This window comes from Microbacterium meiriae (genome assembly GCF_040686935.1).
In the GTDB taxonomy this organism is placed as follows: Bacteria; Actinomycetota; Actinomycetes; order Actinomycetales; family Microbacteriaceae; genus Microbacterium; species Microbacterium meiriae.
In genome coordinates this window covers 48,108-72,760 of record NZ_JBFBMF010000007.1, presented here as the reverse complement: position 1 = coordinate 72,760, position 24,653 = coordinate 48,108, and the positions used below count along the sequence as shown (strand labels likewise).

The window sequence follows — 24,653 nt, the reverse complement described above, 5'->3', positions numbered from 1 at the left end:
CATCATGATTCCTGACACTTTTGCAGTATTCTTGATGCATGGTCATGATTCGTGAAGCTGCGGAGTGATGAAGCTCGCTGCGGTTCGGAGTGTCGGAACTGCCAGGGGCTGGCGGTCCGAGGAGGATGCTGACGACTTCGAGCAGGAGATCATCGACCAGTACGCTCTCGCGATGGCTGCCGCCGGGCACAGCGACGGCTACATCGCGCAGTCCAGAGCAGTCGTGTTCGAGTTCCGTCACCATCTCGACGTCTCGCTGTGGAAAGCAAGGCCCTCCGACGCGGACGCTTTTCTGGCCGGGCTACGTCGGGCTGGTTGGCGGTCACGATGCGGGCGAGCAAGGCTGGCGCGATCGCGCAGTTCTACGACTTTGCCATCGCCCGGTACCAGGGTGACATCAATGCGCTGACCGAGTGGGTGATCGAGCAGCCCGTCGACGAGTACAACCGGCAGTCGGGCTCGTCGCTGGGCAAGGTCCGTGTGCCTCCGTCCGATGCGGAGATCGATCGGCTCTTCGGTGGGTGGGCCGCCTCACTCCAGGACGAGCGGCGCTACCTGCCCGCTGCCAGGAACTACTTTGCTGCGTCGCTCTGGCGCAGGGTTGGGGTGCGCATCACGGAGAGCACGAAGCTCGACATCCGTGACTGGCGGCCCGATCTCGGGGCGCTGGGTAAGCTGCATGTCCGGTTCGGGAAAGGCTCGCGGGGACGAGGGTCGAAGCAGCGGCTTGTGCCTGCGATCAACGGGGCGGACAAGCTCATCGACTGGTGGCTCGGCGATGTGCGGCATCGGTTCGGCCCTGATTGGGATGACCCGGATGCCCCGATGATCCCGTCCGAGCGGTTCGATCACGAGCTCGGTCGTTCCTGGCGGGCCAGCGACGATGTGCTCCGGCGAGGCCTGGCCCGAGCGACTGAGCGGTTCCTGCCCGCCTGGGCCGACGGACGGATGACGCCGCATGTGCTCCGCCATTACTGCGCGTCATCATTGTATCTGGCGGGCATGGACTTGAAAGCCCTGCAAGAGCTGCTGGGGCACCAATGGCTGGCGACCACGACGCAGTACATCCACGTCCCGGGCGAGCACGTCGAGGACTCGTGGATGCAAGCCAACCAACGGCTGGAAGACCGATTCGAAGGGATGACCACGCGATGAAATGGAACCTGCGAGTCCAGGCCGCCGAGCGCGGCATCTGGAAGTCGGCGGAACTGCGGCGGATGCTCGCCGACGCCGGGCTAGAGATCAGCCAGGGCAAGATGTCCGGGCTGTGGACGGGCACGCCGACCACGATCCGGCTGGACGATCTCGACGTCATCTGCCATGTCCTCGCCTGCAAGCCAACTGATCTGCTGGTGCCCGAGCCCGAGAAAGTCCGAGCACGCAAGCCCGGCACCCGTCGGCGGGTAGAAGCGAATGGGAGCACGAATATGGTCGCGTCCCGGTTCGGCCCGAAGAACGATCGGCCGGCACCACCGCTATGAGTCCGGCACGCGGCCCGAACGGACCCTTGAGTCCGCCGCTGCCCTGCACCGCGTGCGGGGTGAAGCCGGCCGCGTGGCTCACACCCCGAATCGACTTCTGCTACGACTGCATCCCCGGCGGCCCGTTCACACCGCCGGCCTGTAGCAAGTGCGGATCGGCCGAGTATTACCGCCAAGGACTCTGCGCCCACTGTCACCCCGGCAGCCCCGGCTTCATAGGCTCCTGCCGCGATTGCCTCGCCTGGGGCGTCTACCGGCAACGCAACTGGCGGTGCTGGAAGTGCCGCTGGTGGTTCACGCACTACCCGCAGGGCGAGTGCGTCTCCTGCCACCGCGAGGTCACCATCGGTGAGCAGGGCTACTGCCGCCTCTGCCTGGAAACCGCCCGCTACCACCAGACGCCCGGTGAACCGCTCGACCTCGACGCGGCCCGCACGTACGGCCAGCAGCTCTTCCTCGCCTCGATGAACGACTCCCGTCAGCCCGCAGAACTCCACCTACCGATGGCGATGAGCATCCGCGAAGCGCTCAAGGTCATCAACACGCCGCCGCCGGTTCCCGCCAGCTACCAGCCGGTCCTGTTTCATATCGACCCCGACCCCGAACGCCTCCGTCAGCGCTCCAACGAGATCCGGCTGCGCGACATCACCAGCCGCACCGACCACTTCCTCTACGCCCGAGCCCGCGAGTACGCCTGGAGCAAGCGACAGACCAACCAGGTCAGGCGCACCCTGAAAGTCCTGCAGCTCGTGTTCCCCGGCGCGAATCTGCGCTTTCGCGCCTCTGACATCCTCGCGATGCGCAGCTACGACGACGGCAGCAACATCCGCTCCACCATCGAAGTCCTCGAGGACGCCGGGCTCCTCATCGACGATCGGGTGCCCTCGTTCACCAAGCTCTTCGAACGCAAGACCCATGCCCTGCCCGAGCCGATGCGATCCCAGCTCGAGCTCTGGCGCGACATCATGGTCGACGGCTCCAAGACCCCGCCGCGCCGTCAGCCCCGCGACACGATGACCGTCAAAGGCCAGATGTATGGCATCCTCCCCGCGATCACTCGCTGGGTCGACGACGGGCGCACCAGCCTCGCAGGGATCAGCACCGAAGACATCCTCGCCGCCCTCCCTGACGACCCCTCCCGTCGCCATACGATGCTGCTCGGCTTCCGCAGTCTGTTCACGATCCTGCGCGGCCGCAAGCAGGTCTTCACCGACCCGACGAATGCGATCCCGCTGCGCGGCCCGCGGCGCAACACACCGCTGCCAATGGAGCCCACGGTGATCCGCGACGCCCTGGTCAACCCCGACCCCGCAATCGCGTTGGCCGTCTCGCTCGTCGCCTTCCACGCCCTGACCACGCAGCAGGTCCAGCACATCCAACTCACCGACATCATCGACGGACGTCTGCGAATGCCCGACGTCCGCTTCATCCCGCTCGCGAAACCTGTCCGCGTCCGCCTGAGCGCGTGGCTCGACCACCGTGCCCAGCGCTGGCCGGAAACGAAGAACCCCTACCTGCTCGTCACCGTCCAGACCGCGCCCCGTCTCTCGCCGCCCGGCCGGAACTTCCCCTGGAAGAAGGCCGGAGTGACAGCCCAGGCCCTGCGCACCGACCGGATTCTCTATGAAGTCGAGCAGGCCGGCGGCGATGTCAGGCGCATCTGCGACCTCTTCGGCATCGGCATCGAGACCGCGCTGCGCTACTCCCACACCGCCACGGGACCGCAGAACATCACGGCCGACAGTGCGTAGCCGCCTCGGAAGATGAACCTTCGGCAAACACCACCCAGATGCGCCTCGCCGACTTGCCGCGTGCTTCGAGAAGCGTCAATATAGATACATGTCGAATCAAGAGGTCGAGTTGGTCATCGTCGGGTCCGGTCCCGCCGGGTACACCGCGGCGGTCTACGCTGCTCGTGCGGGGCTTGCCCCGGTCGTGATCGCCGGCTCGGTGACCGCGGGCGGGGCGTTGATGACGACGACCGAGGTGGAGAACTTCCCCGGCTTCGTCGATGGTGTGCAGGGTCCGGAGTTGATGGAGTCGATGCGGGCGCAGGCTGAACGGTTCAGCGCTCAGATCGTCTACGACGACGCGACCCGCCTCGACCTCGACGGCGACGTGAAGATCATCGAGACCGGTGCCGGGGCCACGTATCGGGCGCGGGCGGTGGCCCTGGCGATGGGCTCCGCGTACCGCAAGCTCGACCTCCCCGAGGAGGACCGCTTGTCCGGGCATGGGGTGTCCTGGTGCGCGACGTGCGACGGGTTCTTCTTCCGCGACCAGGAGATCGTCGTGGTCGGCGGCGGAGACTCCGCGATGGAGGAGGCCCTGTTTCTGACGCGGTTCGCGTCGAAGGTGACCGTCGTGCACCGCCGGGGCGAGTTCCGGGCGTCGAAGATCATGGCGCAGCGCGTGCTGGACGACCCGAAGATCGAGGTCGCCTGGAACAGCGAGGTCGCCGCGATCCTCGGCGACGAGCAGGTCACCGGGCTCACGCTGCGCGATAGCGTCACTGGGACCGAGCGGAGACTCGACGCGACGGGGGTGTTCGTCGCGGTCGGGCACGACCCGCGTTCAGAGCTCGTGACCGGCCAGGTCGACACCGATGCGGACGGGTACGTGCGGGTCGCGCACCCGTCGACGCGGACGAACCTGGCCGGGGTGTTCGCGGCCGGGGATCTCGTCGATCACACGTACCGGCAGGCGATCACCGCCGCGGGCACCGGCTGCGCGGCCGCGCAGGACGCCCAGCACTACCTGTCGAACCTTGCTCCCGCCACCGTTTCCGCACCTGTTCTGGAGGTTTCCGCATGAGCACCGTCACCCCCGTCACCGACGCCACGTTCCGGGCTGAAGTGCTCGACTCCGAGCTGCCCGTCGTGGTCGACATCTGGGCGACCTGGTGCGGCCCGTGCAAGGCGGTCGCCCCGATCCTGGACCAGCTCGCCGGGGAGTACGAGGGCCGGGTGAAGATCGTGAAGGTCGACGCCGATCAGAACCCCGAGACCGTGACCGCGGCCGGCGTGACCTCGATCCCGACCCTCGGGTTCTACCGGAACGGGGAACGGGTGGACGTGCTGATCGGCGCGCACCCGAAGCCCGTCTACGCGGCGAAGCTCGAGGAGTTGCTCGCATGACCGACGCCCTGACCCGCACCGCCCCGAAACGGCTCTCCACCCTCGACAAGTGGCTGCCGCTGTGGATCGGCCTCGCCATGATCGCGGGGCTCCTGCTCGGCCGCTTCGTGCCCGTGCTCTCCGACGCGCTATCCGCGATGGAGGTCGGCGGGATCTCGGTCCCGATCGGGCTGGGCCTGCTGGTGATGATGTACCCGGTGCTCGCGAAGGTCCGCTACGACAAGGTCGCCGCCGTCACCGGCGACAAGAAGCTCCTGGTCTCCTCGCTCGTACTGAACTGGCTCGTGGGACCTGCGGTGATGTTCGCCCTCGCCTGGATCTTCCTGCCGGACCTGCCCGAGTACCGCACCGGCCTGATCATCGTCGGGCTCGCCCGCTGTATCGCGATGGTCGTGATCTGGAACGACCTGGCCTGCGGTGACCGGGAGGCCACCGCGGTGCTGGTGGCGATCAACTCGGTCTTCCAGGTCGTGATGTTCTCGGTGCTGGGCTGGTTCTACCTGACTGTGCTGCCGGGCTGGCTGGGCCTGGACGCGCAGGGCCTGGAGGTCTCCGTCTGGCAGATCGCGCTGAACGTGCTCGTCTTCCTCGGCGTGCCGCTGGCGGCGGGGTTCGCGTCGCGTTGGATCGGCGAGAAGCGCAAGGGGCACGCCTGGTACGAGGAGAAGTTCCTCCCGAGGATCGGGCCGTGGGCGCTGTACGGGCTGCTGTTCACGATCGTGCTGCTGTTCGCATTGCAGGGCGAACAGGTCACCTCGCGCCCGATGGACGTCGCCAGGATCGCGCTGCCGCTGCTGGTCTACTTCGGCCTGATGTGGTTCGCGGGGCTGCTGCTCGGCAAGGGCCTCGGTCTCGGGTACGCACGGTCGACGACGCTGGCGTTCACCGCAGCGGGCAACAACTTCGAGCTCGCCATCGCGGTCGCGATCGGCACCTTCGGCGCGGCATCCGGCCAGGCCTTGGCCGGGGTCGTCGGCCCGCTCATCGAAGTGCCCGTGCTCGTGGGCCTGGTCTACGTCTCGCTCTGGGCCGCGAAGGCCTGGTTCCACACCGACCCCTACGCCACCGAATCGAGGACGTCATGACCGACACGACCGTCATCTCCGACGCCGACGCGTGCGCGCCGTCCACGGCGCACGCGATCGGCACCGAGGCCGCCACGACCGTGGCCGGGGCACTGAAAGCGCTCGCTGACCCGCTGCGGCTGCGGATGCTCTCGGCGATCGCGACCGACCCGCGCGGCGAGTCCTGCGTGTGCGACCTCGCCGACCTCGCCGAGGTGTCGCAGCCGACTGTTTCCCACCACCTGAAAGTGCTGAAGGAGACCGGGATGCTGCTGTCCGAGCGGCGCGGCACCTGGGTGTACTACCGCATCGCACCGGGCAAGCAGCGCGCCGTCGCGTCCCTCCTCGACGCGTTCGCTCCCGCCGCGGCCGTCACCGACGAACCCGAAGACACCGCAGCACGGGCCGCGGCCCTGCAGCAGATGGACGCCCGCGTGACCCGCCTCGCCGAGGAACTCGCGGACGAGCTGACCGGGCTGAACCGGGACCTCGTGATCGCGATCGTGCGCGAGTCCTACGCCGGCCTGGTGCGTTCGGCGAAGCTGACGGCGCACATGATCCCGCTGACCGAACGGTTCGCCCGGCAGCGCCTCGCCGACCTGACGCGGGACCGCTCGGCCGGGGTGCCGCAGGTGTTGTTCGTCTGCGTGCAGAACGCGGGCCGCTCCCAGCTCGCCGCCGCGATCGTCAACCAGCTCGCCAACGGCCGCGTGATCGCACGCTCCGCAGGATCCACCCCGGCGTCGGACGTGCACCCGCACGTGCGCTCGCTGCTCACCGAGATCGAGGGCGAGCAGGAGGCCGAGACGGCGTTCCCGAAGCCGCTCACCGATGACGCCGTGCGCGCGGCCGACGTGGTGATCATGATGGGCTGCGGCGACGTCTGCCCGATCATCCCCGGCGTCCGCTACGAGGACTGGGCCGTGGGCGACCCGGCTCTCGCTTCCCCGGACGGGGTCGACGCGATCCGCCACGATATCGAGGGCCGCGTCCGCGGCCTCCTTGCCACGCTCACCGACTGAACGAAAGCGAACAACAATGACTGACCAGAAGCCTTCCGTCCTCTTCGTCTGCGTCCACAACGCCGGGCGCTCCCAGATGGCCGCCGGCTGGCTCCGCGAGCTCGCAGGCGACCGCGTCGAGGTCCGCTCCGCCGGATCCATACCCGCCGACCAGATCAACTCCGTCGCCGTCGAGGCGATGCGCGAAGTCGGCATCGACATCACCGCCGAACAGCCGAAAGTGCTCACCACCGAAGCGGTGCAGGACTCCGACGTGGTGATCACCATGGGCTGCGGCGACGCGTGCCCGTTCTTCCCCGGCAAGCGCTACGAGGGCTGGAAGCTCGACGACCCGGCCGGACAGGGCATCGATGCCGTGCGCCCGATCCGGGACGAGATCAAAGGTCGCGTCGAAACGCTGCTGGCGGAACTGCTCGTTTGAGGGACTGCGAGGGACTGCGAGCACGGGAGGGGCAGCGGCCAATGGCCCTGCCTCTCCGCTGTGTTTCTGGGTTTCCTGGTCCCTGCGGCGAACACCGATGTGCCGTGAGGCGTGCGCCATCGATCGCGCTACAGCCCGTTCTTGCTCTACCGGGACGCGCCTCGCAGCGCTACTTCGATCTGCTCCTGCGTAGGCGCTCCGGCGAACCCGTTCCTCGTCGCATAGACGCGGCACGCGAGCGAGCGGACCGGTGCTGTCGGGAACAGGTCGACGCCGTCGACGAGGATCGTGGGCGAGCCTCCGAACCGGGTGCTTACCGCCTCGGCCTCGGTCCGGATCGTGACCAGCTCGACAGGCACGGCCCTGAATCCAAGAGCGTCCAGTGCTGCGCGCGCGTTGGCTTCGGCCACGTCCGTGTTCGGGCAACCGACAATGTGCAGCAGCTCGACCTTCATGCGGCATCCTCGAATCGCGCGTCGTTCGACGCCCGGTCCGGGCCTGGCGGGAGAAGGTTCAGGCAGACCAGGCCGACACCGGCGACGACGAAGACATCGGCGACGTTCCCGACGAACAGGTCGCCGTAGGCGAGGAAGTCCGTGACCTGCCCCTGTCCGAAGGAGGGCGGGTTCAGGAGCCGGTCGACGAGGTTGCCGACCGCGCCGCCGAGGACCAGGCCCAACGCGGCACCCCACCGCGCGCCACGCAGCCGCACAGCGAACACAACTACCGCGATGGCGGCGAGGAGGCCGACGAGGGTGAAGATCCAGGTGGACCCGGAGCCGAGCGAGAACGCGGCTCCGGGGTTGTAGACCAGGGACAGGCCGAACAGGTCGCCGACCAGCGGAACCCGCTCGCCAGAAGTCAACTGCGCCACAGCGAGGGCCTTCGACCCCTGATCGAGGGCCACGGCGAGCACGGCGACCGCGAGGGCGACGCCGAGTGCCCTCCCACCTTTCGGGGAGGGCGGGCTCGTCCCCTCGGCGACGACGGTGCCCTGCGCGGTCACGCGATCGACTTCCTGGTGCGCGCGGCGCGCAGCCCGTTGAGGATGACGATGACCTCGGCGATCTCGTGCACGAGCACCACCGCGGCCAGCCCCAGCACGCCGAACAGTGCCAGCGGGAGCAGGGCGGTGATGATCAGCAGGGACAGGATGATGTTCTGGTTGATGATGTGCCTGCCGCGGCGGGCGTGGTCGAACGCGCGCGGGAGGAGCCGCAGGTCGTGGCCGGTGAAGGCGACGTCGGCTGACTCGATCGCGGCGTCGGAGCCGGTCGCGCCCATCGCGATGCCGATGTCTGAGGCGGCGAGGGCGGGGGCGTCGTTGATGCCGTCGCCGATCATCGCGACCGAGCCGTGCCTGCCCAGTTCGCTGATGGCGGCGGCCTTGTCCTCGGGACGCAGCTCGGCGCGCACGTCGTCGATCCCGGCCTGCGCGGCCAGCGCCCGGGCGGTGCGGGCGTTGTCGCCGGTGAGCATGGTCATCCCGACGCCCTGGGCGGCGAGGGTGCGGACCACCTCGGGGACCTCGGGGCGCAGCTCATCGCGGACCCCGATCGCCGCGACCGGAGCCCCGTCGCGGTGCACGATCACGACGGTCATGCCCTGCTCCTCCAAGCCCGCGACCTGGTCCTTGAGCGTCCCGGCGTCCAGCCATCGAGGGCTGCCGACGGTGACCCGGGCCCCGTCGAGGGTGCCCTCGATGCCGTGCCCGGCCTGCTCGGTCACGTCCAGGGCGGCGGGGGCTCCGGGCGAGGCGGCGGTGATCGCGGCGGCCAGCGGGTGGGTGCTGTGCTGCTCCAGGGATGCCGCCCAGGCCAGGGCTTGCGCCTCGGTCACGCCGTCCGTGGTGAGGACGGCGGTGACGGCGGGCTCGTTGCGGGTGAGGGTGCCGGTCTTGTCGACGGCGACGTGGCGGATCACGCCGAACCGTTCGAACACGGCACCGGATTTGATGATCACGCCGAACTTGCTCGCCGAGCCGATCGCGGCGACGACGGTCAGCGGGACGGAGATCGCCAGCGCGCACGGCGACGCGGCGACGAGCACCACGAGGGCGCGGGTGATCCACAGCTCCGGGTCGCCCAGCAGCGAGCCGATGATCGCGACGAGAGCGGCGAGGATCAGCACGCCGGGCACGAGCGGCCGGGCGATGCGGTCGGCCAGGCGGGCACGGTCCCCCTTCTCGGCCTGCGCCTGCTCGACCAGCTCCACGATCGTGGTCAGCGAGTTGTCGGTGCCCGCCGCGGTCGTCTCGACCTCCAGGGCACCGGCGGTGTTGATCGCCCCGGCCGACACCGCGTCGCCGGGCTCGACCTCCACCGGGATCGACTCCCCGGTGATCGCCGAGGTGTCCAGGCTCGACCGGCCCGTGCGGACGATCCCGTCGGTCGCGATCCGCTCACCGGGACGCACGAGCATCAGCTGACCAACGGCCAGATCCTTCGCGGCGACCTCCACGGACGCGCCATCCCGCCGGATGGTCGCGGTCTCCGGGACCAGCTTGAGCAGCGCCCGCAGCCCGCCGCGGGCGCGGTCCATGGCCTTGTCCTCCAGCGCTTCGGCGATCGAGTACAAGAACGCCAACGCCGCGGCCTCCTCGACGTAGCCGAGGATGACCGCGCCCACTGCGCTGATCGTCATCAGCAGCCCGATGCCGAGCTTGCCCTTGAACAGCTTGCGGATCGCGCCGGGGCTGAACGTCGACGCGCCCAGCAGCAGGCCGATCCAGAACGCCACCAGCGCCGGGATCTCCGCCCCTGTCCATTCCAGGACCAGGCCCGTGCCGAAGGCGACGCCGGAGAGCACCGGGACCATGATCCCGCGGTCACGCCACCACGGGCGCTCCCGCTCTTCCTCGGCCTCCTCGCCGACCCGGGTCTCCGGCTCGTCGCAGCCGCACGCCGCGCTCACGCGCCCGCTCCCGTCCCGCAGCAGCCCGGCACCGTGCACTCGGCGTCCACGCACGGCGCGTGCTCGTCCACCGCGAGCGTCACGTCCACCAGCGCCGTGAGCGCCGCCGCGAGGTGCGGGTCGGCGATCTCGTAGCGCGTCTGCCGCCCCTCGGGCTCGGCGACCACGATCCCGCAGTCGCGCAGGCAGGTCAGGTGGTTCGACACGTTCGAGCGCGTCAGCTCCAGCTCGCGCGAGAGCACGGCCGGGTAGCTCGGCCCGTCCAGCAGGGTCATCAGGATCCGGGAGCGCGTCGGGTCCGCCATGGCCCGGCCTAGCCGGTTCATGACGTCGAGGCGCGAAGCAATAGTCAGCATGCACTGAACTATACAGCAATCACTGAACCATTGTCGATGATGGTGAACCTCGCACCCGCGACCCAGCAGCGGCACTCCCGCACCCGGAACCCTCACGACACCCGCACCGGAGGGCGCGGTACAGTCACGGAGGAAGCAGTTCCTCGAACATCCACCCGCACCCACACCAATACAACGGCACGGGCGGAAGTTCCCGCCAAAACCGTCAATATTCACCGGAACATCTAGGTTTTCCCCGATGCCCTGGCGCTCGTGTCGAACAGTTCCAGCTCGGCAGGGTGCAACTGCTGCTGCACGACGAAGCTGCGTTCCTTGATGCGCCACAGCCCTTGTCCGACTCCGAGGGAGGGCAGCAGTTTGCGCTCGGTGGTGGTCAGTCCGAGGGTCTTGGCGGTGACGCCCAGCTGGTCGGACTCCTGCCGGTAGATGATGCGGGTCTCTGCGTTCGCCAGGAGGCTGTTGGCGAGCGAGCGCATCGCACTGCCGGAATCGCCGACGTTCTCCAGATCGGTGAGCTTGTGGAAGATCAAGGCGTTGGCGATGCCGTAATGACGCGCCAACCTCCAATGCGCATCCATCCGTTTCAGCAGCGACGGATGGCTCATGAGTCTCCACGCCTCGTCGTAGATCACCCACCGTTGCCCGCCTGCCGGGTCGAGCAGAGCAGACTCCATCCAGGCCGAGCAGCAGGTCATGAGCGCGCTGATGAGCGTGCTGTTCTCCGTCACCCGCGACAGGTCGAGGCTGATCATCGGCAGCGTCGGGTCGAACCTGACCGTCGAGGGGGCGTCGAACAACCCCGCGAGGTCACCGGCGACCAGACGCCGCAAAGCGTGACCGACGATCCTGCCATCTTCGATCAGTCGCCCGTCGCTGTCGTCGGACGGGGCGAGGATGCGTTCCACCACCATCGGGAGGATCGGCACGGCGTTCTCCCGCACGGTCGCGGTCAGGGCGGTGTCGATCGCGGTGTGCTCCAGCGGGGTGAGAGCACGATTGAGGACGACCTCGGCCAGCGCGCCGATGAGGTCGCGGCGGCGCGCAGCCACGGTGCTCTCCCACTCGGCGTCCGTGAAGTTCGAGGGCCGATAGCCCTCGTCCAAGGGGTTGAGTCTGTTGGCCATGCCGTGCCCGAGCGCGATAGCACGCCCGCCGACCGCCTCCGCGACGGCGGTGTGTTCTCCTTTCGGGTCGCCCGGCACATACACGCGCCTCCCGAACGGCAGGCTTCGGGTGTATAAGGACTTGGCGAGCGAGGACTTGCCCGAGCCGACGATTCCGGCCAAGACGACGTTCGGTGCGGTGATGACGCCGTTGGCGTACAGCACCCACGGGTCGTAGACAAACGAGCCACCGCTGTAGAGGTCTTGGCCGACGAAGACCCCGGAAGAGCCGAGGCCGCCCTCCGCGACGAACGGGTACGCGCCCGACAGAGTGGCGGAGGTGTCTTGATGCCGGGGCAGATGGAAGCGGCCCGGTGTGCGCAGCATCGACGGGCCGGGTTCCCCGGCGGCGGGCAGATACTGGCATGCGGAGCGCTCGGCTTTCTCCGCTTCGGCACGGGCCTTAGCCTCGTCCATCCGCTGCTGCCGCTGCTCGCGGTGCAGCTGGTTCGCGGCCTGTCGGCGCTGCTTGCGGTAGCGTCGCCGCTCTTTCGCGGGGGCGACCAGCACCGAGGCGTGCAGCTTCTCATCCTCACGGGGGCTCATCGCTCCAGCCCCCGGTTGCGCTTGATGTCCGCGATGCGGTCGGGGGTGAACCAAGACCCGTCGCCGCGCACCCGGTTCCGGCGCTCATCGAGCGCCCGCCGCGCGGCCTCGGCGTTCACCGCATCTTGGGCAGGCCCCGCGTTCTGCGGGCCGTCGCCCTCCGGCGTGCTGTCGGCGGGTGGAGTGTAGGCGCGGTACAGCGCGACGTACCCGAACGCCGGGCTGTAGGTCAGCGCATACTCGCCCTCGGTGACCATTCGGTCATTCGCGCTCGTGGGGGGCACGTCGTAGACATGCTCGTTCGCCAGCGCCGCATTGGTGGTCTCGTCGCCGTAGTCGAAGCCGCGCAGATGCTCGATCGCGGCGTCGGTGCCGTCGCGGTCGATGAGGTCGAGCACCTGCCCGGCCTCGTCGCCCTGCAAGAACACCACCGTCACCCATTGCCGCTGCGGGGGATGCCAGGCGATGCGACCCAGATGCCCGGACGCCTGATCGAGCGCGCTCTCGGCGGCGCTAACGTGACCAGCGGCCTGCCGGAGTGCGTCGGCAGCAGCCCAGGCGTCAGCAGCACCGAGGTTGCGATCGCCGTCGTCATGGGCAGCGCGGCCTTGATAGGTGAGGCTGGCCCCGCCGAGTTGGATGAGCGACTGTTCGAGCGAGCGCGCCGCACCGAGCAGTTCCCCGACGATGCCGTAGAGCTTGTCGGGATCGTCGATGCGCATGGTGGCGTGCGCGAGACCGCGCAACGCTTGGCGTGCTTCCTCCGCATCGGCGGTCGGGTCGTCGAACGTAGGCATGTCGGGCCTCCAGATGAATCAGTGCGGATGGCTTCGAGGTGCGCCCGACGGCTCAGACCTTGCGGCACAACGGCAGCGCAGCGGCCGTGAACGCCTGCGCCTGCTGGCCGACCAGCACGCGCGTCTCACACGAGGCTTGGATCGCGGCCTGCTCGATCGCGGCGACTGCCGCTTCCAGTTCCTCGAGCGAGTCGGCAGACACCGAGATCAGCCCGGTGTAACGGAGCACCCCATGCCCGGCGGTCAAGTCCGCCTCCTGCTGGAGCACGTCGTGGTACTCGGCGGTCTGCGAAGCGTCTTCGATTTGCCCGATGCGGGCGCGCTGTGCCGCGTCGCTGATGTACTCGGTCTTCTTGCGCCGAATGTCGCGGGCAGCCTGATCGGTGCGCAGCGGGGTGCAGATGAGCGAGAACGCCCGATGGATACCGCTACTGAGCAGCACGGGAGAGAGGAACCCCGGATGCACCATCGAGCGCGGCCACTCCGAAATCCAGACGACGGCGTGATAGGCCGAGTCGCTGCGCAGATGCCCCCACGACTCGGTGACCGCGACCGGCCCGGCGGTTGCCAGGTCGTGCCCGAGGTCGCCGTGACGTTCGAGCGTCGCAGCAATAGCCGGGTCATACGCCGAGCGCAGGATGACCGCGATCTGTCCAGTGCCGAGCCAGCCCTTGCTCGTCAGGTCTGCTGAGCGCAACGCCGCCGACAGGGTACCCATCTCCTGCCGGAGCACGTTCGCCGCGCCCTTGATGCCCCCGCCCGCGGTGCGAATCTGGCGGGCGGCGGCCCGCATGTCCAGCGACAGGCTGAGCGTGGTCGCGTGACGTTCCCCGGCAGGCCCGGCCCGTTCGATCAGCTCCTGATAGGTCGTCGCCGCCCACGAGCCGTCAGCGGTGCCGTGCGCGGCCCACCACTCGGCCAACCCCTGCCCCGAGTCCGGCAGCGTCCGTTCCAGCACTTGCAGGGTGGCGATGCGCCCGGAACGGCACACGGTCGCCAGCACCCGGCCCCACGCGGTCACGCGCCGTTCTTGCTCGCCGGGGTCTAGCAGGACGAACGCGGGATGGGTGATCTCGGTGACGACGGTGAGGGTTCCGGCGGTCGGGTCGTGCACCATCCCGGCCCCGGTCTCGGGATCGACGTACTCGCGCAGCCGGGCCATGTCGCCGGGCAGCGCGAGTGTTCCCGCCGGGCGTGGTGTGACGATCCTGCGCCGGTACGCCAGCTGCCCGCCTGTCTTACGCCACAGCCACCAACAGGCAACCGGTAGCCACTCGACCAGCGGGCGGCCCGCGACCGGAATCCAGGTGACCGCAGCAGCGAGCACCCAGATCGGCGCGGTGATGACGAACAGGGCACCCCCGCCGCCGTAGAACGCGGCCACGAGGCTCGCCCCGCCGACACCGAGGGTGATCAGCTGAGAGAGCGACAGGCCGAGCAGGATGCCGCGCCTCGTGAGGCGGGAGAACTTCACGGGCACCAGCTCGCCGCCGCGCTCGTGGGCCGTTTCAGTGCTGGGCATCGCAGGTCACTCCTTGGTCGGCTTCGGCGGTGGCGGGGAACTGTTGGGGGTTTTCGGCAGCGGTTGCGAGGGTGGCGGCGCGTGCGGAGTGACCGGGGCCGACCCCGGCTGCTCGGCACCGCTCGCCGCTTGATCGGCTTGACCGGCGAGCGCCTGGCCCGCTTTCGGCCCGGCGGTCGCGGCCGCTTTGACCACGGCGGCACCCGCCACGACTCCGGCGGCGACTGGCCCTGCCGCCGCTGCGCCACCCCCGGCACCTGCGCCACCCCCGGCACCTGCGGCTCCAGCGGAACCACCCGCGCCCGCGCCCGCACCGCCCGCTGAGGACGGCGGAGGCGTGGGCTTCGCCTTGGGGCCACCACCGGCACCGCCGCTTCCGCTGCTGGCCTTCTTGTCGCCGTTCTTGCTTCCCTCGTCGAGCACCTTTTTCGGCTCGCCGCCCTGCGGCTTGCCCGGCGTCGGCACGGGCCGGTTGAGTGCGTTCTTGGCCTCCTGCTCGGTGCCCATCGAGTTGTAGAGGTCGAAACCGATGAACGACAGGAACCGGTAGGTCATGTACGGCGCGAACCCGGCCAGCGCCATCAGCACGATCCCGGCGAGCGGGTCGGCGATGTTCGACAGGTCGGCGTCGATCGGGGCCGACACCTGAGTCACCGCGACCAGCAGAATCACGACAAGCACGAGCTTGGAGAGGATGAGCGCGACGACGAACATCGCCCATTTGGAGATCCAGCCGCGCGTGGCATCCCATGACGCCCCGGAGAACGCGAAAGGGGCCAACACCACGGCTACCAGCAGCAGCGCCTTGCGGATGAGCAGTGACAGCCACACGATCGCGGCGGCGGCAATCGCCAAGGCCGCAAGGAAGATGGTCAGGATCGCCCCGACACCGGGCGCGCCGACGTTCAGCGCGGTCAGCCCGGCCACGAGAATGGCGATCTTGTCGCCCATCGTGGCCGTGGTTTCCCCGGCGGCTTGGATGATCCCGACCGCGAGTTGGTCAGTGATCTCCAGCAGCAGCGCCACCAGGGTGATGACGACAAACGACCCGAGCACGCTTTTGGTCAGCCCGAGGGCGGCGCGCGAGAGCGCGGCGGGTTCTCGCCGGATCATGCCGGTGATCAGTTGCAGGCAGAAGAACAGCAGCATGACGAACACGGCGATCCCGAAGATCAGGTTGTAGACGCCCACGTACTCGCCGCCGGTGACGTCGACCATCGTCGTGCTGTCGAAGACCGTCCAGACGGCCTCGAACAGCCAACCGGCGGCTTCGCCCATCGCGCTGGCGAGCCAGTCGAACGGGGCCGAGATCAGTGTCGCGGCGGCTTCGCCGGCCACGTCGCAAACGCTGGAGATGACGGGAATATCGCACACGCCCATCACGAGCCTCCTAGTGGATCGGAGTTGTTGATGGGTGGGTTCACACGGCTTGGCCGACGCCCCAGAAGAAGTTGATGAGCGTCACGGACGCGCCACAGACGACGGCGGCACCGCACGAGATCAAGACGCCGATCTTGCCCCTGCCTGCCAGATGCGGGTTGGACGAGTTAGAGCCGTAGGCCCAGATGATCGCGCTGACGATCAGCGCCAGAACGCTGAGGATCAGGCCCACGGTCATGACGGCGCCGACGATGACGCGCAGCTGCTCGATTCCCGGCAAGCCGCTGGAGTTGGGGTCGATGTCGATCACGGCAGTTCTCCTTCACGAGGCGTTGGGTGGTTCTGCCGTCAGGTGCTCTCCGCTGCCACCCACACGAAAAAGAGCGCCCGCCCTCGGAGGTGAACTGACCCCCGGAAGTTGGACTGAGAAATCAGTTTCAACTCCCGGGGGTCATTTCTTTGCATCCAAGAAGTTCACTAAGTCAGGCTCAGCGGCTGACGGCGGTAGCGTCGTTCGAGGAGGGTCTCGCCGATACGGCGGTGTCGACCTTGCTGGGCGTGCCGCGCGACCCGGTCAGGCGCCTCTATCGACGATGGCGGATCCGCGGCAGAGGAGCATTAGTGCCAAAACGTGGGAAACCGTCGTATTCTTTCGAGTTCAAACGCGCTCTGGTAGAGCGCTTCCTCGCGGGTGAGTCGGCGATGGAACTGGCCGGCGAGGCAGAGTTGTCCTCGCCGGTCTTGTTAAAGACGTGGGCACAGAAGTACCGCAATGAGGGCGAAGATGCTCTACGTCCGAAGCCGAAGGGCCGCCCGCCAGGAGCAGTTGCGGCTACACCGGTCGAGGAATCTGAGCTGGAGCGGTTGCGTCGTGAGAACGAGTACTTGCGTGCGGAGAACGCGTACTTGGGAAAATTGAGGGCCTTGAGGGATCAGGAACGACGGAAAAGGTGAACGCCGTCGTCGCTCTTAAGGCTGAGCACTCCCTCACCGATCTACTGAAGGCCGCAGACCTGCCACGGTCGACGTTTTTCTATCATCAAGCTCGCCTGGATGTGCCTGACAAGCATGCGATGCTCAAGGCAGAGATCCGACGGATCTTCGACCGGTACACGGGCCGTTACGGGCATCGCCGCATCAACGACGAGCTTCGCAAGCTCGGCTGGGTGGTATCGAAGAAGACCGTGTTGAAGCTTATGAACCAGCTCAAATTGCGCTGTCAGATCCGCCGCCGCAAGCGATACAACTCCTTCAAGGGTCAGGTCAGCAAGACCGCTCCGGACCTCCTCAAGCGCGACTTCACAGTGACGGGTCCGAACCAGAAATGGGTTACCGACGTGACCGAGTTCCGTGTCAGGGACCGGCGCGTCTACCTGTCCACGGTGATGGACCTGTTCGGTCGGGAGATCATCGGTCATACCGCTGGGATCTCCCCGAACCTGGACCTGACCAATAGCTCGCTGCGATCAGCGTTGACGCGGGTACGGCACGGCGATGCGCCGATCGTTCACTCGGACCAGGGATTCCAGTATCAGCACGATTCCTGGCAGCGACTACTCCGTGAGTCAGGAGCAAAGCAGTCCATGTCCCGCAAGGGCAACTGTCTGGACAACGCCGTGATGGAGAGCTTTTTCGGACACCTGAAGGACGAACTCTACTGCAACACTACGTTCTTCACCGTTGATGCACTTACCACCGCGATCGACGCCTATATCGACTGGTTCAACACCGAACGGGCTCACTCAACACTCAAGGGGCTCTTCGGACATCCGGTGGGGACTGTCAGGAAAACGGTGGATCTGGGACTGGCCTGACCGAAAGGAAGGGCTATGAGCCAGACCATCGAGATGATCGATCCTGTGACGGGAGAGATCATCGATCAGCAACAGATCGCCGAGCAGTTGCTCGCGCAGGCGAGGGAACAGGGCGTCAGCCTCGTCGGGCCGGGAGGCCTGCTCGGCGGGTTGACGAAGACGGTGCTCGAGACCGCGCTCGAAGCGGAAATGACTGAGCACCTCGGTTATGAGAAGCACGCGGTCACCACGGGCGAGAATGCCCGGAACGGGACACGGTCGAAGACGGTGCTGACCGAGATTGGCCCGGTCGAGATCGAGGTCCCCCGGGATCGCGACGGGTCATTCGAGCCGAAGATGGTCCGCAAGCGGCAGCGCCGCCTGGACGGAATCGACGAGATCGTTCTCTCCCTGACCGCACGCGGGCTGACCACGGGTGAAGTCGCCGCGCACTTCGACGACGTCTATGGTGCCAGCGTCAGCAAGGACACGATCTCAAAGATCACCGACAAGGTGATCGAGGAGATGACCGAGTGGCAGAACCGTCCGCTGGACCGGGTCTACCCGGTCGTGTTCATCGACGCGATCGTCGTGAAGGTCCGGGACGGGCAGGTGCGCAACAAGCCGTTCTACGTCGCTGTGGGCGTCACTACGGCCGGAGAACGCGACATCCTGGGCATCTGGGCCGGCGACGGCGGTGAGGGCGCGAAGTTCTGGCTCGGGGTGCTCACCGAGATCAAGAACCGCGGTGTCGAGGACGTCTGCATCGTCGTCTGCGACGGCCTGAAGGGGCTGCCGGAGTCGATCAACACGACGTGGGAGCTCGCGGTCGTGCAAACGTGCATCATCCACCTGATTCGCAACACGTTCAAGTTCGCGTCACGGAAGTACTGGGACCAGATCGCCCGCGACCTCAAGCCTGTCTACACGGCCCCGACCGAGGCCGCCGCGAGGGCGAGGTTCGAGGAGTTCGCGGAGAAGTGGTGCACGATGTATCCGGCGATCCGGCAGCTGTGGGAGAACGCGTGGAGCGAGTTCATCCCGTTCCTGGACTACGACGTCGAGATCCGCCGGATCATCTGCTCGACGAACGCGATCGAGTCCCTCAACGCGCGGTACCGGCGCGCGGTCAGAGCGCGCGGGCACTTCCCGAACGACGCGGCCGCACTGAAGTGCCTCTACCTCGTGACCCGGTCGCTTGACCCCACCGGCCGGGGTCGGGCACGCTGGGTGACGAGGTGGAAGCCCGCACTCAACGCCTTCGCGATCACCTTCGAAGGCCGAATCAACTGAAATGCGCCAGACCAGATCCACCGTTAATCTGACACACCCAATGGCGGTGCTGGCCACCAGCGCCGCAGCAGTGCTCGCCCTATCGGCTTGCAGTGGGGCTCCTAGCGGCGAGACGCCCACGGGCGACTCCGACCAGCAAGAGATCGTGGACATCACCGTCGGTGTGATGCCTGCGTCGGAAATCGCAGGCCTGCAGGTCGGCATCGATGAAGGCTTCTTCGAAGAAGAGGGCCTGAATGTGACCACACAGTTTGCGGCCGGAGGCAGCGCACTGGTGCCTGCCCTGATCGCAGGCGACGTTCAGTTCAGTTTCGCGAGCGCGGCACAGACCGTGCCGGCCCTGTCCGAGGGACTCCCGATCCGGGTCGTCGCTCCCGCCGCCACGAGCGGCGAGAACCAGTCCCTGATCGTTTCGGCGGATAGTCCGTTCACGTCGGTCGAGGATCTGGCGGGTAAGCGTATCGGGGTCGTCTTGGTGAACAGCCTCGCCGACTTTCTAACTCGCGGGACGTTCGAGGAGGCAGGCCTTGCGGCGACTGACTTTGAGCCGCTCGAGATCGCATACCCTGACGCCTTCGCTGCGCTGGAAGCGGGGCGTACTGACGCTGCCTTCATCAGTGAGCCCTTCCAGACCACGGCGGTCCAGGCAGGTGCCAGGATCATCGCCTACCCGTTCCTCGAGGTGAACGGCGGAGACCCGCTCGTGTCGACCGAGTGGATCACCACGAATCAATATGCGGAGAGCAACCCGGATGTCGTGGAGCGATTCGAGCGCGCCATCCTCAAGGCCAATGCGTATGCCTCGGAGAACGAGCAGGCCGCTCGCGATGCAGTGCGCACACTGCTCCCCGATGTCGACCCTGATGTGCTCGCCGATATGGTGCTCCCCACGTGGCCGACCGAGTTCGATCCCGACTCGTACGAGGTGATCATCGGGCTGCTGACAAACTATGGGACGCTCACGGATCCGCCCAGCATCGAGGACATCCTGCCTGCGGAGGGATGACTCCAGCGCCCGGGCTGCCTAGGGAGCCCGGGCGCGGAGGCTCCCCATCGGGAGCGGTCGTGACCCGGGCTGCCCTGGTCGGAATCGCGAGAGAAGCGAGCTGCTCAGTCAGACGACATCATCGACGATCGCTTGGCTCGCTTGCATGGTCAAAGGAGAACCACATGTCAGTTGCCGCAGTCAAGGACCGAGCGCCGGTCACCGGCAGTCGTCGGAAACCTCTCCTGCCGTTGCCAACGAATTTCCGGTCCCGCCTGATCTACGGGATCGTCGGCACGTTGCTCACGCTGGGCGCAGCCCAGCTGCTCGTCAGCACTCAGATCATCGATGAGCGCTTCGTACCGCTTCCGACGACGGCGTTGGCACGGCTCCTAGAACTCGCCTGGACACCGGTCTTCTGGGCGGGTGTGGGCGGAACGATGCAGGGCTGGGCGATGGGGCTGTTCCTCGCCATCGTGATCGCATTGCCCTTGGGGTTCCTCATCGGCACCAACGACTATCTCTTCGCCGCAACGCGACCCGTTGTGGAGTTCCTCCGTCCGATACCGTCCGTTGCTCTGATTCCGGTTGCCATACTGATGTTGGGAATCGGCATGGAATCGAAGGTCTTCCTTGTCACGTTGGCCTGTTTGTGGCCGCTTCTCATTCAAACGATCTATGGGCTTCGCGCAATCGATCCCACACTCACGGCGACCGCGCAGTCATTCCGCATTCCGCGTCGCCTTCAGCTTCGCTCCATCGTGCTGCCTGCGATACTGCCGTATCTCGCGACGGGGTTTCGGATCGCTGCCACGGTTGCGCTAATCGTGGCCGTGACCGCAGAACTGGTGATCGGCTCACCAGGTATCGGGGGAGACATCCTGCTCGCCCAATCCAGTGGCGCTGTCGTCACGCTGTACGCGTTGGTCTTCGCCGCGGGGCTTATCGGCGTCATCCTCAACGTCCTGCTCCAGATCGTCGAACGCCGCCTTCTCCGGTGGCACCCCACCTATCGAGAGGCTGCACCATGACCGCCATGGATGTTGCGACGACCGAGGCGCTGGCAGACAAGTCAAGAGCCATCCGTCGTCGGCGCTATCGACTGCTGTCCGTCGAGGTCGCATTCCCGGTACTCGTGGTCGTCGCAGTGGGTGTCTGGACGGCCTCCGCCGGTCTATATTTCATCCCGCCGCTCACAGGTGTTCTAGTCGCTTTCCAGGAGAACTGGCTCTTCGCGCGGATGGCGAGCGACGTCTTGCCGAGTCTTTCCAGGATGATGATCGGGTTCATCGGCGCTGTGGTCATCGGCGTGGTCGTGGGGTTCGTTCTCGGTCAGGCGCACCGCCTCCAGGCGATGTTCGCACCCGTGCTCGAGTTCCTGCGCGCGATCCCTGCGGTCGCGTTGATTCCCCTCGTCATCATCGTGCTGGGCCTCGACGACACCGCGAAGGTGATTCTGATCACCTTCATCTGCCTCTGGCCCGTGCTCCTCAATACCGAAGCTGCAATCAGAGGAATGGACCCCGGACTGCGCGAGACCGCCCGGGTGTACGGCATCCACTGGTTCCGCTACGAGTTGCAGGTCGCACTTCCCGCGGCAGCTCCGCAGATCTTTGCCGGAATGCGCACGAGTCTTTCGCTCGCGCTCATCATGGTCGTCGTGAGCGAGATGATGGCGGGAGGCAACGGGATCGGCGTCTTCGTTCTTCAGTCGCAGAGGTCGTTCGCGATCACGGACATGTGGTCGGGCATCGTGCTCATCGGGATCTTCGGGTACGTGTTCAACCTGCTGCTCATCGTCGTCGAGAACCGGGTGCTCGCGTGGCACCACGGCGCGAACACCGCCGTGGAGTGACACCGCGGTCGAGAGGACGCCCTCACACCTCGATGCCGCCGCACCACACACGCAGAACGCGACGCGCGGCAGCGATGTCGGTGAGCGGATCGCCGTCCACCAGCACGAGGTCGGCTCGCAATCCGGGGGTGATCGCCCCCCGATCGTCGAGTGAGAACGCGTGCGCGGCCGTCGAGGTGGCAGCGCGCAGCGCTTCGGCTGTTGACAGGCCGGCGTCCACGAGCAGAGCGAGTTCGTCGTGCATGCTCTCGCCGTATGGCGGCGATGCCCGTGTCAAGGACCCGATGTAGGCGTCTTCGTCGTGCATGCTCTCGCCGTATGGCGGCGATGCCCGTGTGAAGGACCCGATGTAGGCGTCGGTGCCGGCCAGGACCGGAACGCCCGCGGCATGCATCGCGCGCGTGCTCTCGTGGGCGGGTGCATAGCTCACACCGGGAACGCCCGCTGCGGTGAGATTCGCGGCGATGCCTTTCATCATCGTCAAGGTCGGGATGAACACCGTGCCCTGGGCGAGCATCGTCTCAGCCGTCGCATCGTCGAGCGCGCGGTCGAGTGGAGCATGGGTGATCATGTCGGCCCCCGCAGCGAGGCTCATACGCACAGCTTCGTACAGGGCTGCGTGCGCGATGACCTTGAGCCCCCGCGCGTGCGCAGCAGCCACGAGTGCATCGAGCACGTCCTGGGTGGGACCGGGCAGATCGGCGACGATCTTGATGTAATCCACCCCGTCTGCCACCTGCACCTCTACGAACCGCTCCGCCTTGTCGGGGGAATCGACCAGCGCGACGTCCGGATAGGTCGGAATGCGGCTGTGCGTGCTGCCCTGAGATGTCGCCGCCATGCCGGCGGTGCGGAAGTCAGCGACTCCCCTCAGTCCCCGCAACGACTGGAACTGTGATGCGGGCCATGTCGCCATGTCCAGGCCGGTGGTGACACCGTACGTGGCGAGCGTCTCGAGGGACTCGCGCCCCTTCAGGTGCATGTGACAGTCGATCAGGCCAGGAAGGAGCACCGTACCTTCCGCGTTGACGACAGCGGCACCGACGACGACCGCATCCGCTGATCCGTCACCGATGCGCCCGTCGGGCTGGACGACGACCGTCGTGGGGGCGCTCAGACTGTGTCCGTCGAAGACCCTGGTGTTCGTGATCGCGGTCGCAGAGACTGCGCCGAGCGTGGAATCCGTCATGAACTGCTCCGTTCGAGGAGATGTAGATACGAGACATTATTGTTCACTATCGCGGCCAACGTACCACGACTCGGCTCCCCGTAGGCAAGAATCGTTGGATGACGACGCGGCGACGAGGTGCCCTGCTGACGCGCGCGATCTATCGGGCGACGCTGGAGGAGCTCGCCGAGTCGAATCTCGACAAACTGGCGTTCGACAGGATCGCGGCGCGTGCCAGCGCCGGCAAGGCATCGCTGTACCGGGCGCTGGTCGACCACCGGTGAACTCGTGCTCGCGGCGCTCACCGATCCGGAGGCGGGTTTCGAGCCACCGACGGCTCCCACGACGGGGACGGTCGCGGGCGATCTGCGAGCGGTGCTCACGGCGTTCGCCGCAGCACTCGATGAACCGCGTGGGCGCGCGCTCGAGCCCATCATGACGCGAAGGCGCGACCACCCGGAGCTATTCTGGACCGTTCAGCAGCGCGTGATCGAGCCGCTGATGGATGTTATCCTCGGGGTACTGCGCGCAGGAGTGGAGCGGGGCGAGGTCGACCGCGACGCGCTCACGCCCCGGGTCGCGGCCGTCGGTCTGCAGCTGCTCGTGCTGGAACACATGGCCGGACGCACAGATCCCGGCAACATCGCCGCGATGGTCGACGAAATCCTCCTACCGCTGACCCGACCCCGCACATATCGATGACGGGTCGTTCGGCGAGCGCAGGCGGATCAGACGTCGAGGAGCAGCCGGCGTCCGGCGCAGCGCGAGACGCACACCATCATCGTCGCGTTCGACTCCCGCTCCTCGGCCGTGAGGAACGAGTCGCGATGCTCCGGCGTGCCTTCCAGCACGTCGGTCTCGCATGTGCCGCAGACCCCAGACCGACAGGATGAGAGCACGGGGATCCCATTGTCTTCCAGGATCTCGAGGATCGACTTGTGCGGGGGCACGGTCAATGTTAGGCCGCTCTGGGCGAGTTCTACCTCGAACACCTCGTTGTGCGCTGAACGATCCGAGTCGCGCGGGGTGAACCGCTCCAGCTGGAGGGATCCCGGCCACCAGACGCTGCACTTGTTCTCGACGGCATCCAGAAGCGGTCCTGGACCGCAGCAGTACACCAGCGCCCCTTCGACGGGCGCTCCGAGCAACGAATCCAGATCGATCCTGCCCAGCTCGTCTTCGGGCACGTACGTCACGTGATCGCCGTACCGCGCGAGGTCAGCGCGAAGCGCCATCGTCGACAGCGAACGGCCCCCGTACACGAGGTTCCACTTCGCGCCGGCTGCCGCGACCTGATCGATCATGGGCTTGAGCGGCGTGATGCCGATTCCTCCCGCGATGAAGAGGTACTGTTCAGCATCCTTCAGCGCGAAATGGTTGCGAGGACCGCGCACCTGGATCTGCGCTCCCAGCTCCAGGGAGTCATGGATGTACTGGGATCCGCCGCGCCCCCTCGGCGGCGGCTCGCGCAACACGGCGATCTGCCACACGTCCTGGTCCGCCGGGTCCCCGCACAGCGAATACTGGCGGGTGAGCGCCGGAGTCACGATGACGTCGATGTGCGCACCGGGCGTCCATGCCGGAAAGGGATTGCCGTCTGGGCGGCGCAACGTCAGGACGGCAACGGAGTCACCGTCCATATGCTTGCTTGCCACCACCACCGGAATAGTGGTCTCTTCGACAGACACGACGTTGGCCTCCTTGCGAACTGCGTCTTCAACGATCGCCATTACCTAGCGCTCCGATAGGTGCCGACG

At 67.0% G+C, this 24,653-nt stretch carries 27 protein-coding genes; 16 read left to right on the top strand and 11 right to left on the bottom strand.

Annotation, left to right across the window (positions count from 1 at the left end; genetic code table 11):
* Window positions 1–327: 327 nt before the first annotated feature.
* The 8 genes from AB0P08_RS16995 (at window position 328) to AB0P08_RS16960 (ending at window position 7,125) form a co-directional block, all read left to right on the top strand.
* Window positions 328–1,155, top strand: a complete 828-nt coding sequence (locus tag AB0P08_RS16995; protein WP_280566108.1) for a tyrosine-type recombinase/integrase — start codon at window positions 328–330, stop codon at window positions 1,153–1,155.
* Window positions 1,152–1,481, top strand: coding sequence for a helix-turn-helix domain-containing protein (locus AB0P08_RS16990; RefSeq protein ID WP_280566107.1), 330 nt, complete (start codon window positions 1,152–1,154; stop codon window positions 1,479–1,481). The genes AB0P08_RS16995 and AB0P08_RS16990 overlap by 4 nt, the downstream gene beginning before the upstream one ends.
* A gap of 59 nt (window positions 1,482–1,540) precedes the next feature.
* On the top strand, window positions 1,541–3,232 hold the full coding sequence (locus AB0P08_RS16985; protein ID WP_280566105.1) for a site-specific integrase: 1,692 nt from the start codon (window positions 1,541–1,543) through the stop codon (window positions 3,230–3,232).
* Window positions 3,233–3,320: 88 nt separating this feature from the next.
* The gene (trxB, locus tag AB0P08_RS16980; RefSeq protein WP_280566101.1) at window positions 3,321–4,295 is read left to right on the top strand and encodes a thioredoxin-disulfide reductase; all 975 of its coding nucleotides are present in this window, start codon (window positions 3,321–3,323) and stop codon (window positions 4,293–4,295) included.
* A complete protein-coding gene (gene trxA / locus AB0P08_RS16975; RefSeq protein WP_280566099.1) occupies window positions 4,292–4,618 on the top strand; it encodes a thioredoxin in 327 nt (108 codons plus the stop codon). Before trxB ends, trxA begins: the two co-directional genes overlap by 4 nt.
* Window positions 4,615–5,703 (top strand): ACR3 family arsenite efflux transporter, encoded by a 1,089-nt coding sequence (gene arsB, locus AB0P08_RS16970; protein WP_280566097.1) that lies wholly within the window; start codon window positions 4,615–4,617, stop codon window positions 5,701–5,703. The genes trxA and arsB overlap by 4 nt, the downstream gene beginning before the upstream one ends.
* Window positions 5,700–6,704 (top strand): metalloregulator ArsR/SmtB family transcription factor, encoded by a 1,005-nt coding sequence (locus tag AB0P08_RS16965; protein ID WP_280566095.1) that lies wholly within the window; start codon window positions 5,700–5,702, stop codon window positions 6,702–6,704. The genes arsB and AB0P08_RS16965 overlap by 4 nt, the downstream gene beginning before the upstream one ends.
* A 16-nt stretch (window positions 6,705–6,720) precedes the next feature.
* Window positions 6,721–7,125 (top strand): arsenate reductase ArsC, encoded by a 405-nt coding sequence (locus AB0P08_RS16960; RefSeq protein ID WP_280566093.1) that lies wholly within the window; start codon window positions 6,721–6,723, stop codon window positions 7,123–7,125.
* A 146-nt stretch (window positions 7,126–7,271) separates the two neighbouring features.
* On the opposite strand, the gene AB0P08_RS16955 is transcribed toward AB0P08_RS16960, so the two are convergent.
* The 9 genes from AB0P08_RS16955 to AB0P08_RS16915 form a co-directional block, all read right to left on the bottom strand.
* On the bottom strand, window positions 7,272–7,580 hold the full coding sequence (locus AB0P08_RS16955; protein ID WP_280566091.1) for a hypothetical protein: 309 nt from the start codon (window positions 7,578–7,580) through the stop codon (window positions 7,272–7,274).
* A complete protein-coding gene (lspA, locus tag AB0P08_RS16950) occupies window positions 7,577–8,131 on the bottom strand; it encodes a signal peptidase II (RefSeq protein ID WP_280566089.1) in 555 nt (184 codons plus the stop codon). The genes AB0P08_RS16955 and lspA overlap by 4 nt, the downstream gene beginning before the upstream one ends.
* Window positions 8,128–10,038 (bottom strand): heavy metal translocating P-type ATPase, encoded by a 1,911-nt coding sequence (locus tag AB0P08_RS16945; RefSeq protein ID WP_280566087.1) that lies wholly within the window; start codon window positions 10,036–10,038, stop codon window positions 8,128–8,130. Before AB0P08_RS16945 ends, lspA begins: the two co-directional genes overlap by 4 nt.
* Entirely contained in the window at window positions 10,035–10,394 is a 360-nt protein-coding gene (gene cmtR, locus AB0P08_RS16940) for a Cd(II)/Pb(II)-sensing metalloregulatory transcriptional regulator CmtR (RefSeq protein ID WP_007633539.1), read from the bottom strand. Before cmtR ends, AB0P08_RS16945 begins: the two co-directional genes overlap by 4 nt.
* 224 nt (window positions 10,395–10,618) lie before the next feature.
* Window positions 10,619–12,103 (bottom strand): putative type IV secretion/conjugal transfer ATPase, encoded by a 1,485-nt coding sequence (locus tag AB0P08_RS16935; protein ID WP_280566167.1) that lies wholly within the window; start codon window positions 12,101–12,103, stop codon window positions 10,619–10,621.
* Window positions 12,100–12,900: a hypothetical protein gene (locus AB0P08_RS16930; RefSeq protein WP_280566085.1), complete on the bottom strand. Its 801-nt coding sequence runs from the start codon at window positions 12,898–12,900 to the stop codon at window positions 12,100–12,102. The genes AB0P08_RS16935 and AB0P08_RS16930 overlap by 4 nt, the downstream gene beginning before the upstream one ends.
* Before the next feature lie 52 nt (window positions 12,901–12,952).
* The gene (locus AB0P08_RS16925; RefSeq protein ID WP_280566083.1) at window positions 12,953–14,422 is read right to left on the bottom strand and encodes an SCO6880 family protein; all 1,470 of its coding nucleotides are present in this window, start codon (window positions 14,420–14,422) and stop codon (window positions 12,953–12,955) included.
* A 6-nt stretch (window positions 14,423–14,428) separates the two neighbouring features.
* Window positions 14,429–15,802: a conjugal transfer protein TrbL gene (locus tag AB0P08_RS16920; RefSeq protein WP_280619751.1), complete on the bottom strand. Its 1,374-nt coding sequence runs from the start codon at window positions 15,800–15,802 to the stop codon at window positions 14,429–14,431.
* A gap of 40 nt (window positions 15,803–15,842) precedes the next feature.
* Complete coding sequence (locus AB0P08_RS16915) at window positions 15,843–16,112, bottom strand: DUF6112 family protein (protein WP_280570270.1); 270 nt, start codon at window positions 16,110–16,112, stop codon at window positions 15,843–15,845.
* 230 nt (window positions 16,113–16,342) lie between these two features.
* On the opposite strand from AB0P08_RS16915, the gene AB0P08_RS16910 reads away from it, so the two are divergent.
* The 6 genes from AB0P08_RS16910 to AB0P08_RS16885 all read left to right on the top strand — a co-directional run bounded on the left by AB0P08_RS16910 (window position 16,343) and on the right by AB0P08_RS16885 (window position 21,728).
* Window positions 16,343–16,756 carry a helix-turn-helix domain-containing protein gene (locus AB0P08_RS16910; RefSeq protein WP_363590604.1) on the top strand — a complete coding sequence of 138 codons (414 nt, stop codon included), beginning with the start codon at window positions 16,343–16,345 and terminating at the stop codon, window positions 16,754–16,756.
* On the top strand, window positions 16,717–17,616 hold the full coding sequence (locus tag AB0P08_RS16905) for an IS3 family transposase (protein ID WP_280570276.1): 900 nt from the start codon (window positions 16,717–16,719) through the stop codon (window positions 17,614–17,616). The genes AB0P08_RS16910 and AB0P08_RS16905 overlap by 40 nt, the downstream gene beginning before the upstream one ends.
* A 33-nt stretch (window positions 17,617–17,649) precedes the next feature.
* A complete protein-coding gene (locus tag AB0P08_RS16900) occupies window positions 17,650–18,888 on the top strand; it encodes an IS256 family transposase (RefSeq protein WP_399552340.1) in 1,239 nt (412 codons plus the stop codon).
* 145 nt (window positions 18,889–19,033) lie between these two features.
* Window positions 19,034–19,894, top strand: coding sequence for an ABC transporter substrate-binding protein (locus AB0P08_RS16895; RefSeq protein ID WP_127481857.1), 861 nt, complete (start codon window positions 19,034–19,036; stop codon window positions 19,892–19,894).
* 164 nt (window positions 19,895–20,058) lie between these two features.
* Window positions 20,059–20,904 carry an ABC transporter permease gene (locus AB0P08_RS16890; RefSeq protein ID WP_018023059.1) on the top strand — a complete coding sequence of 282 codons (846 nt, stop codon included), beginning with the start codon at window positions 20,059–20,061 and terminating at the stop codon, window positions 20,902–20,904.
* On the top strand, window positions 20,901–21,728 hold the full coding sequence (locus AB0P08_RS16885) for an ABC transporter permease (RefSeq protein ID WP_018023058.1): 828 nt from the start codon (window positions 20,901–20,903) through the stop codon (window positions 21,726–21,728). The genes AB0P08_RS16890 and AB0P08_RS16885 overlap by 4 nt, the downstream gene beginning before the upstream one ends.
* A gap of 22 nt (window positions 21,729–21,750) precedes the next feature.
* Here the strand turns inward: AB0P08_RS16885 and AB0P08_RS16880 are convergent, their stop codons facing one another.
* Window positions 21,751–22,917 carry an amidohydrolase family protein gene (locus AB0P08_RS16880; RefSeq protein WP_018023057.1) on the bottom strand — a complete coding sequence of 389 codons (1,167 nt, stop codon included), beginning with the start codon at window positions 22,915–22,917 and terminating at the stop codon, window positions 21,751–21,753.
* Between the two features lie 98 nt (window positions 22,918–23,015).
* Here AB0P08_RS16880 and AB0P08_RS16875 point away from each other — a divergent pair, with 98 nt between their 5' ends.
* Window positions 23,016–23,180: a TetR family transcriptional regulator gene (locus tag AB0P08_RS16875; protein ID WP_206398191.1), complete on the top strand. Its 165-nt coding sequence runs from the start codon at window positions 23,016–23,018 to the stop codon at window positions 23,178–23,180.
* Between the two features lie 4 nt (window positions 23,181–23,184).
* Window positions 23,185–23,598, top strand: coding sequence for a TetR-like C-terminal domain-containing protein (locus AB0P08_RS16870; RefSeq protein WP_206398192.1), 414 nt, complete (start codon window positions 23,185–23,187; stop codon window positions 23,596–23,598).
* 26 nt (window positions 23,599–23,624) lie between these two features.
* Here AB0P08_RS16870 and AB0P08_RS16865 read toward each other — a convergent pair whose 3' ends face one another.
* Window positions 23,625–24,626 (bottom strand): PDR/VanB family oxidoreductase, encoded by a 1,002-nt coding sequence (locus AB0P08_RS16865; RefSeq protein ID WP_140955741.1) that lies wholly within the window; start codon window positions 24,624–24,626, stop codon window positions 23,625–23,627.
* Window positions 24,627–24,653 lie beyond the last annotated feature (27 nt).

Coding starts and splice junctions, on each gene's coding strand:
- AB0P08_RS16995 (WP_280566108.1), top strand. CDS start 328: ATGCGGGCGAGCAAGGCTGGCGCGATCGCGCAGTTCTACGACTTTGCC.
- AB0P08_RS16990 (WP_280566107.1), top strand. CDS start 1,152: ATGAAATGGAACCTGCGAGTCCAGGCCGCCGAGCGCGGCATCTGGAAG.
- trxB (WP_280566101.1), top strand. CDS start 3,321: ATGTCGAATCAAGAGGTCGAGTTGGTCATCGTCGGGTCCGGTCCCGCC.
- trxA (WP_280566099.1), top strand. CDS start 4,292: ATGAGCACCGTCACCCCCGTCACCGACGCCACGTTCCGGGCTGAAGTG.
- arsB (WP_280566097.1), top strand. CDS start 4,615: ATGACCGACGCCCTGACCCGCACCGCCCCGAAACGGCTCTCCACCCTC.
- AB0P08_RS16965 (WP_280566095.1), top strand. CDS start 5,700: ATGACCGACACGACCGTCATCTCCGACGCCGACGCGTGCGCGCCGTCC.
- AB0P08_RS16960 (WP_280566093.1), top strand. CDS start 6,721: ATGACTGACCAGAAGCCTTCCGTCCTCTTCGTCTGCGTCCACAACGCC.
- AB0P08_RS16955 (WP_280566091.1), bottom strand. CDS start 7,580: ATGAAGGTCGAGCTGCTGCACATTGTCGGTTGCCCGAACACGGACGTG.
- cmtR (WP_007633539.1), bottom strand. CDS start 10,394: ATGCTGACTATTGCTTCGCGCCTCGACGTCATGAACCGGCTAGGCCGG.
- AB0P08_RS16935 (WP_280566167.1), bottom strand. CDS start 12,103: ATGAGCCCCCGTGAGGATGAGAAGCTGCACGCCTCGGTGCTGGTCGCC.
- AB0P08_RS16930 (WP_280566085.1), bottom strand. CDS start 12,900: ATGCCTACGTTCGACGACCCGACCGCCGATGCGGAGGAAGCACGCCAA.
- AB0P08_RS16925 (WP_280566083.1), bottom strand. CDS start 14,422: ATGCCCAGCACTGAAACGGCCCACGAGCGCGGCGGCGAGCTGGTGCCC.
- AB0P08_RS16920 (WP_280619751.1), bottom strand. CDS start 15,802: ATGGGCGTGTGCGATATTCCCGTCATCTCCAGCGTTTGCGACGTGGCC.
- AB0P08_RS16900 (WP_399552340.1), top strand. CDS start 17,650: ATGATCGATCCTGTGACGGGAGAGATCATCGATCAGCAACAGATCGCC.
- AB0P08_RS16890 (WP_018023059.1), top strand. CDS start 20,059: ATGTCAGTTGCCGCAGTCAAGGACCGAGCGCCGGTCACCGGCAGTCGT.
- AB0P08_RS16885 (WP_018023058.1), top strand. CDS start 20,901: ATGACCGCCATGGATGTTGCGACGACCGAGGCGCTGGCAGACAAGTCA.
- AB0P08_RS16880 (WP_018023057.1), bottom strand. CDS start 22,917: ATGACGGATTCCACGCTCGGCGCAGTCTCTGCGACCGCGATCACGAAC.
- AB0P08_RS16875 (WP_206398191.1), top strand. CDS start 23,016: ATGACGACGCGGCGACGAGGTGCCCTGCTGACGCGCGCGATCTATCGG.
- AB0P08_RS16865 (WP_140955741.1), bottom strand. CDS start 24,626: ATGGCGATCGTTGAAGACGCAGTTCGCAAGGAGGCCAACGTCGTGTCT.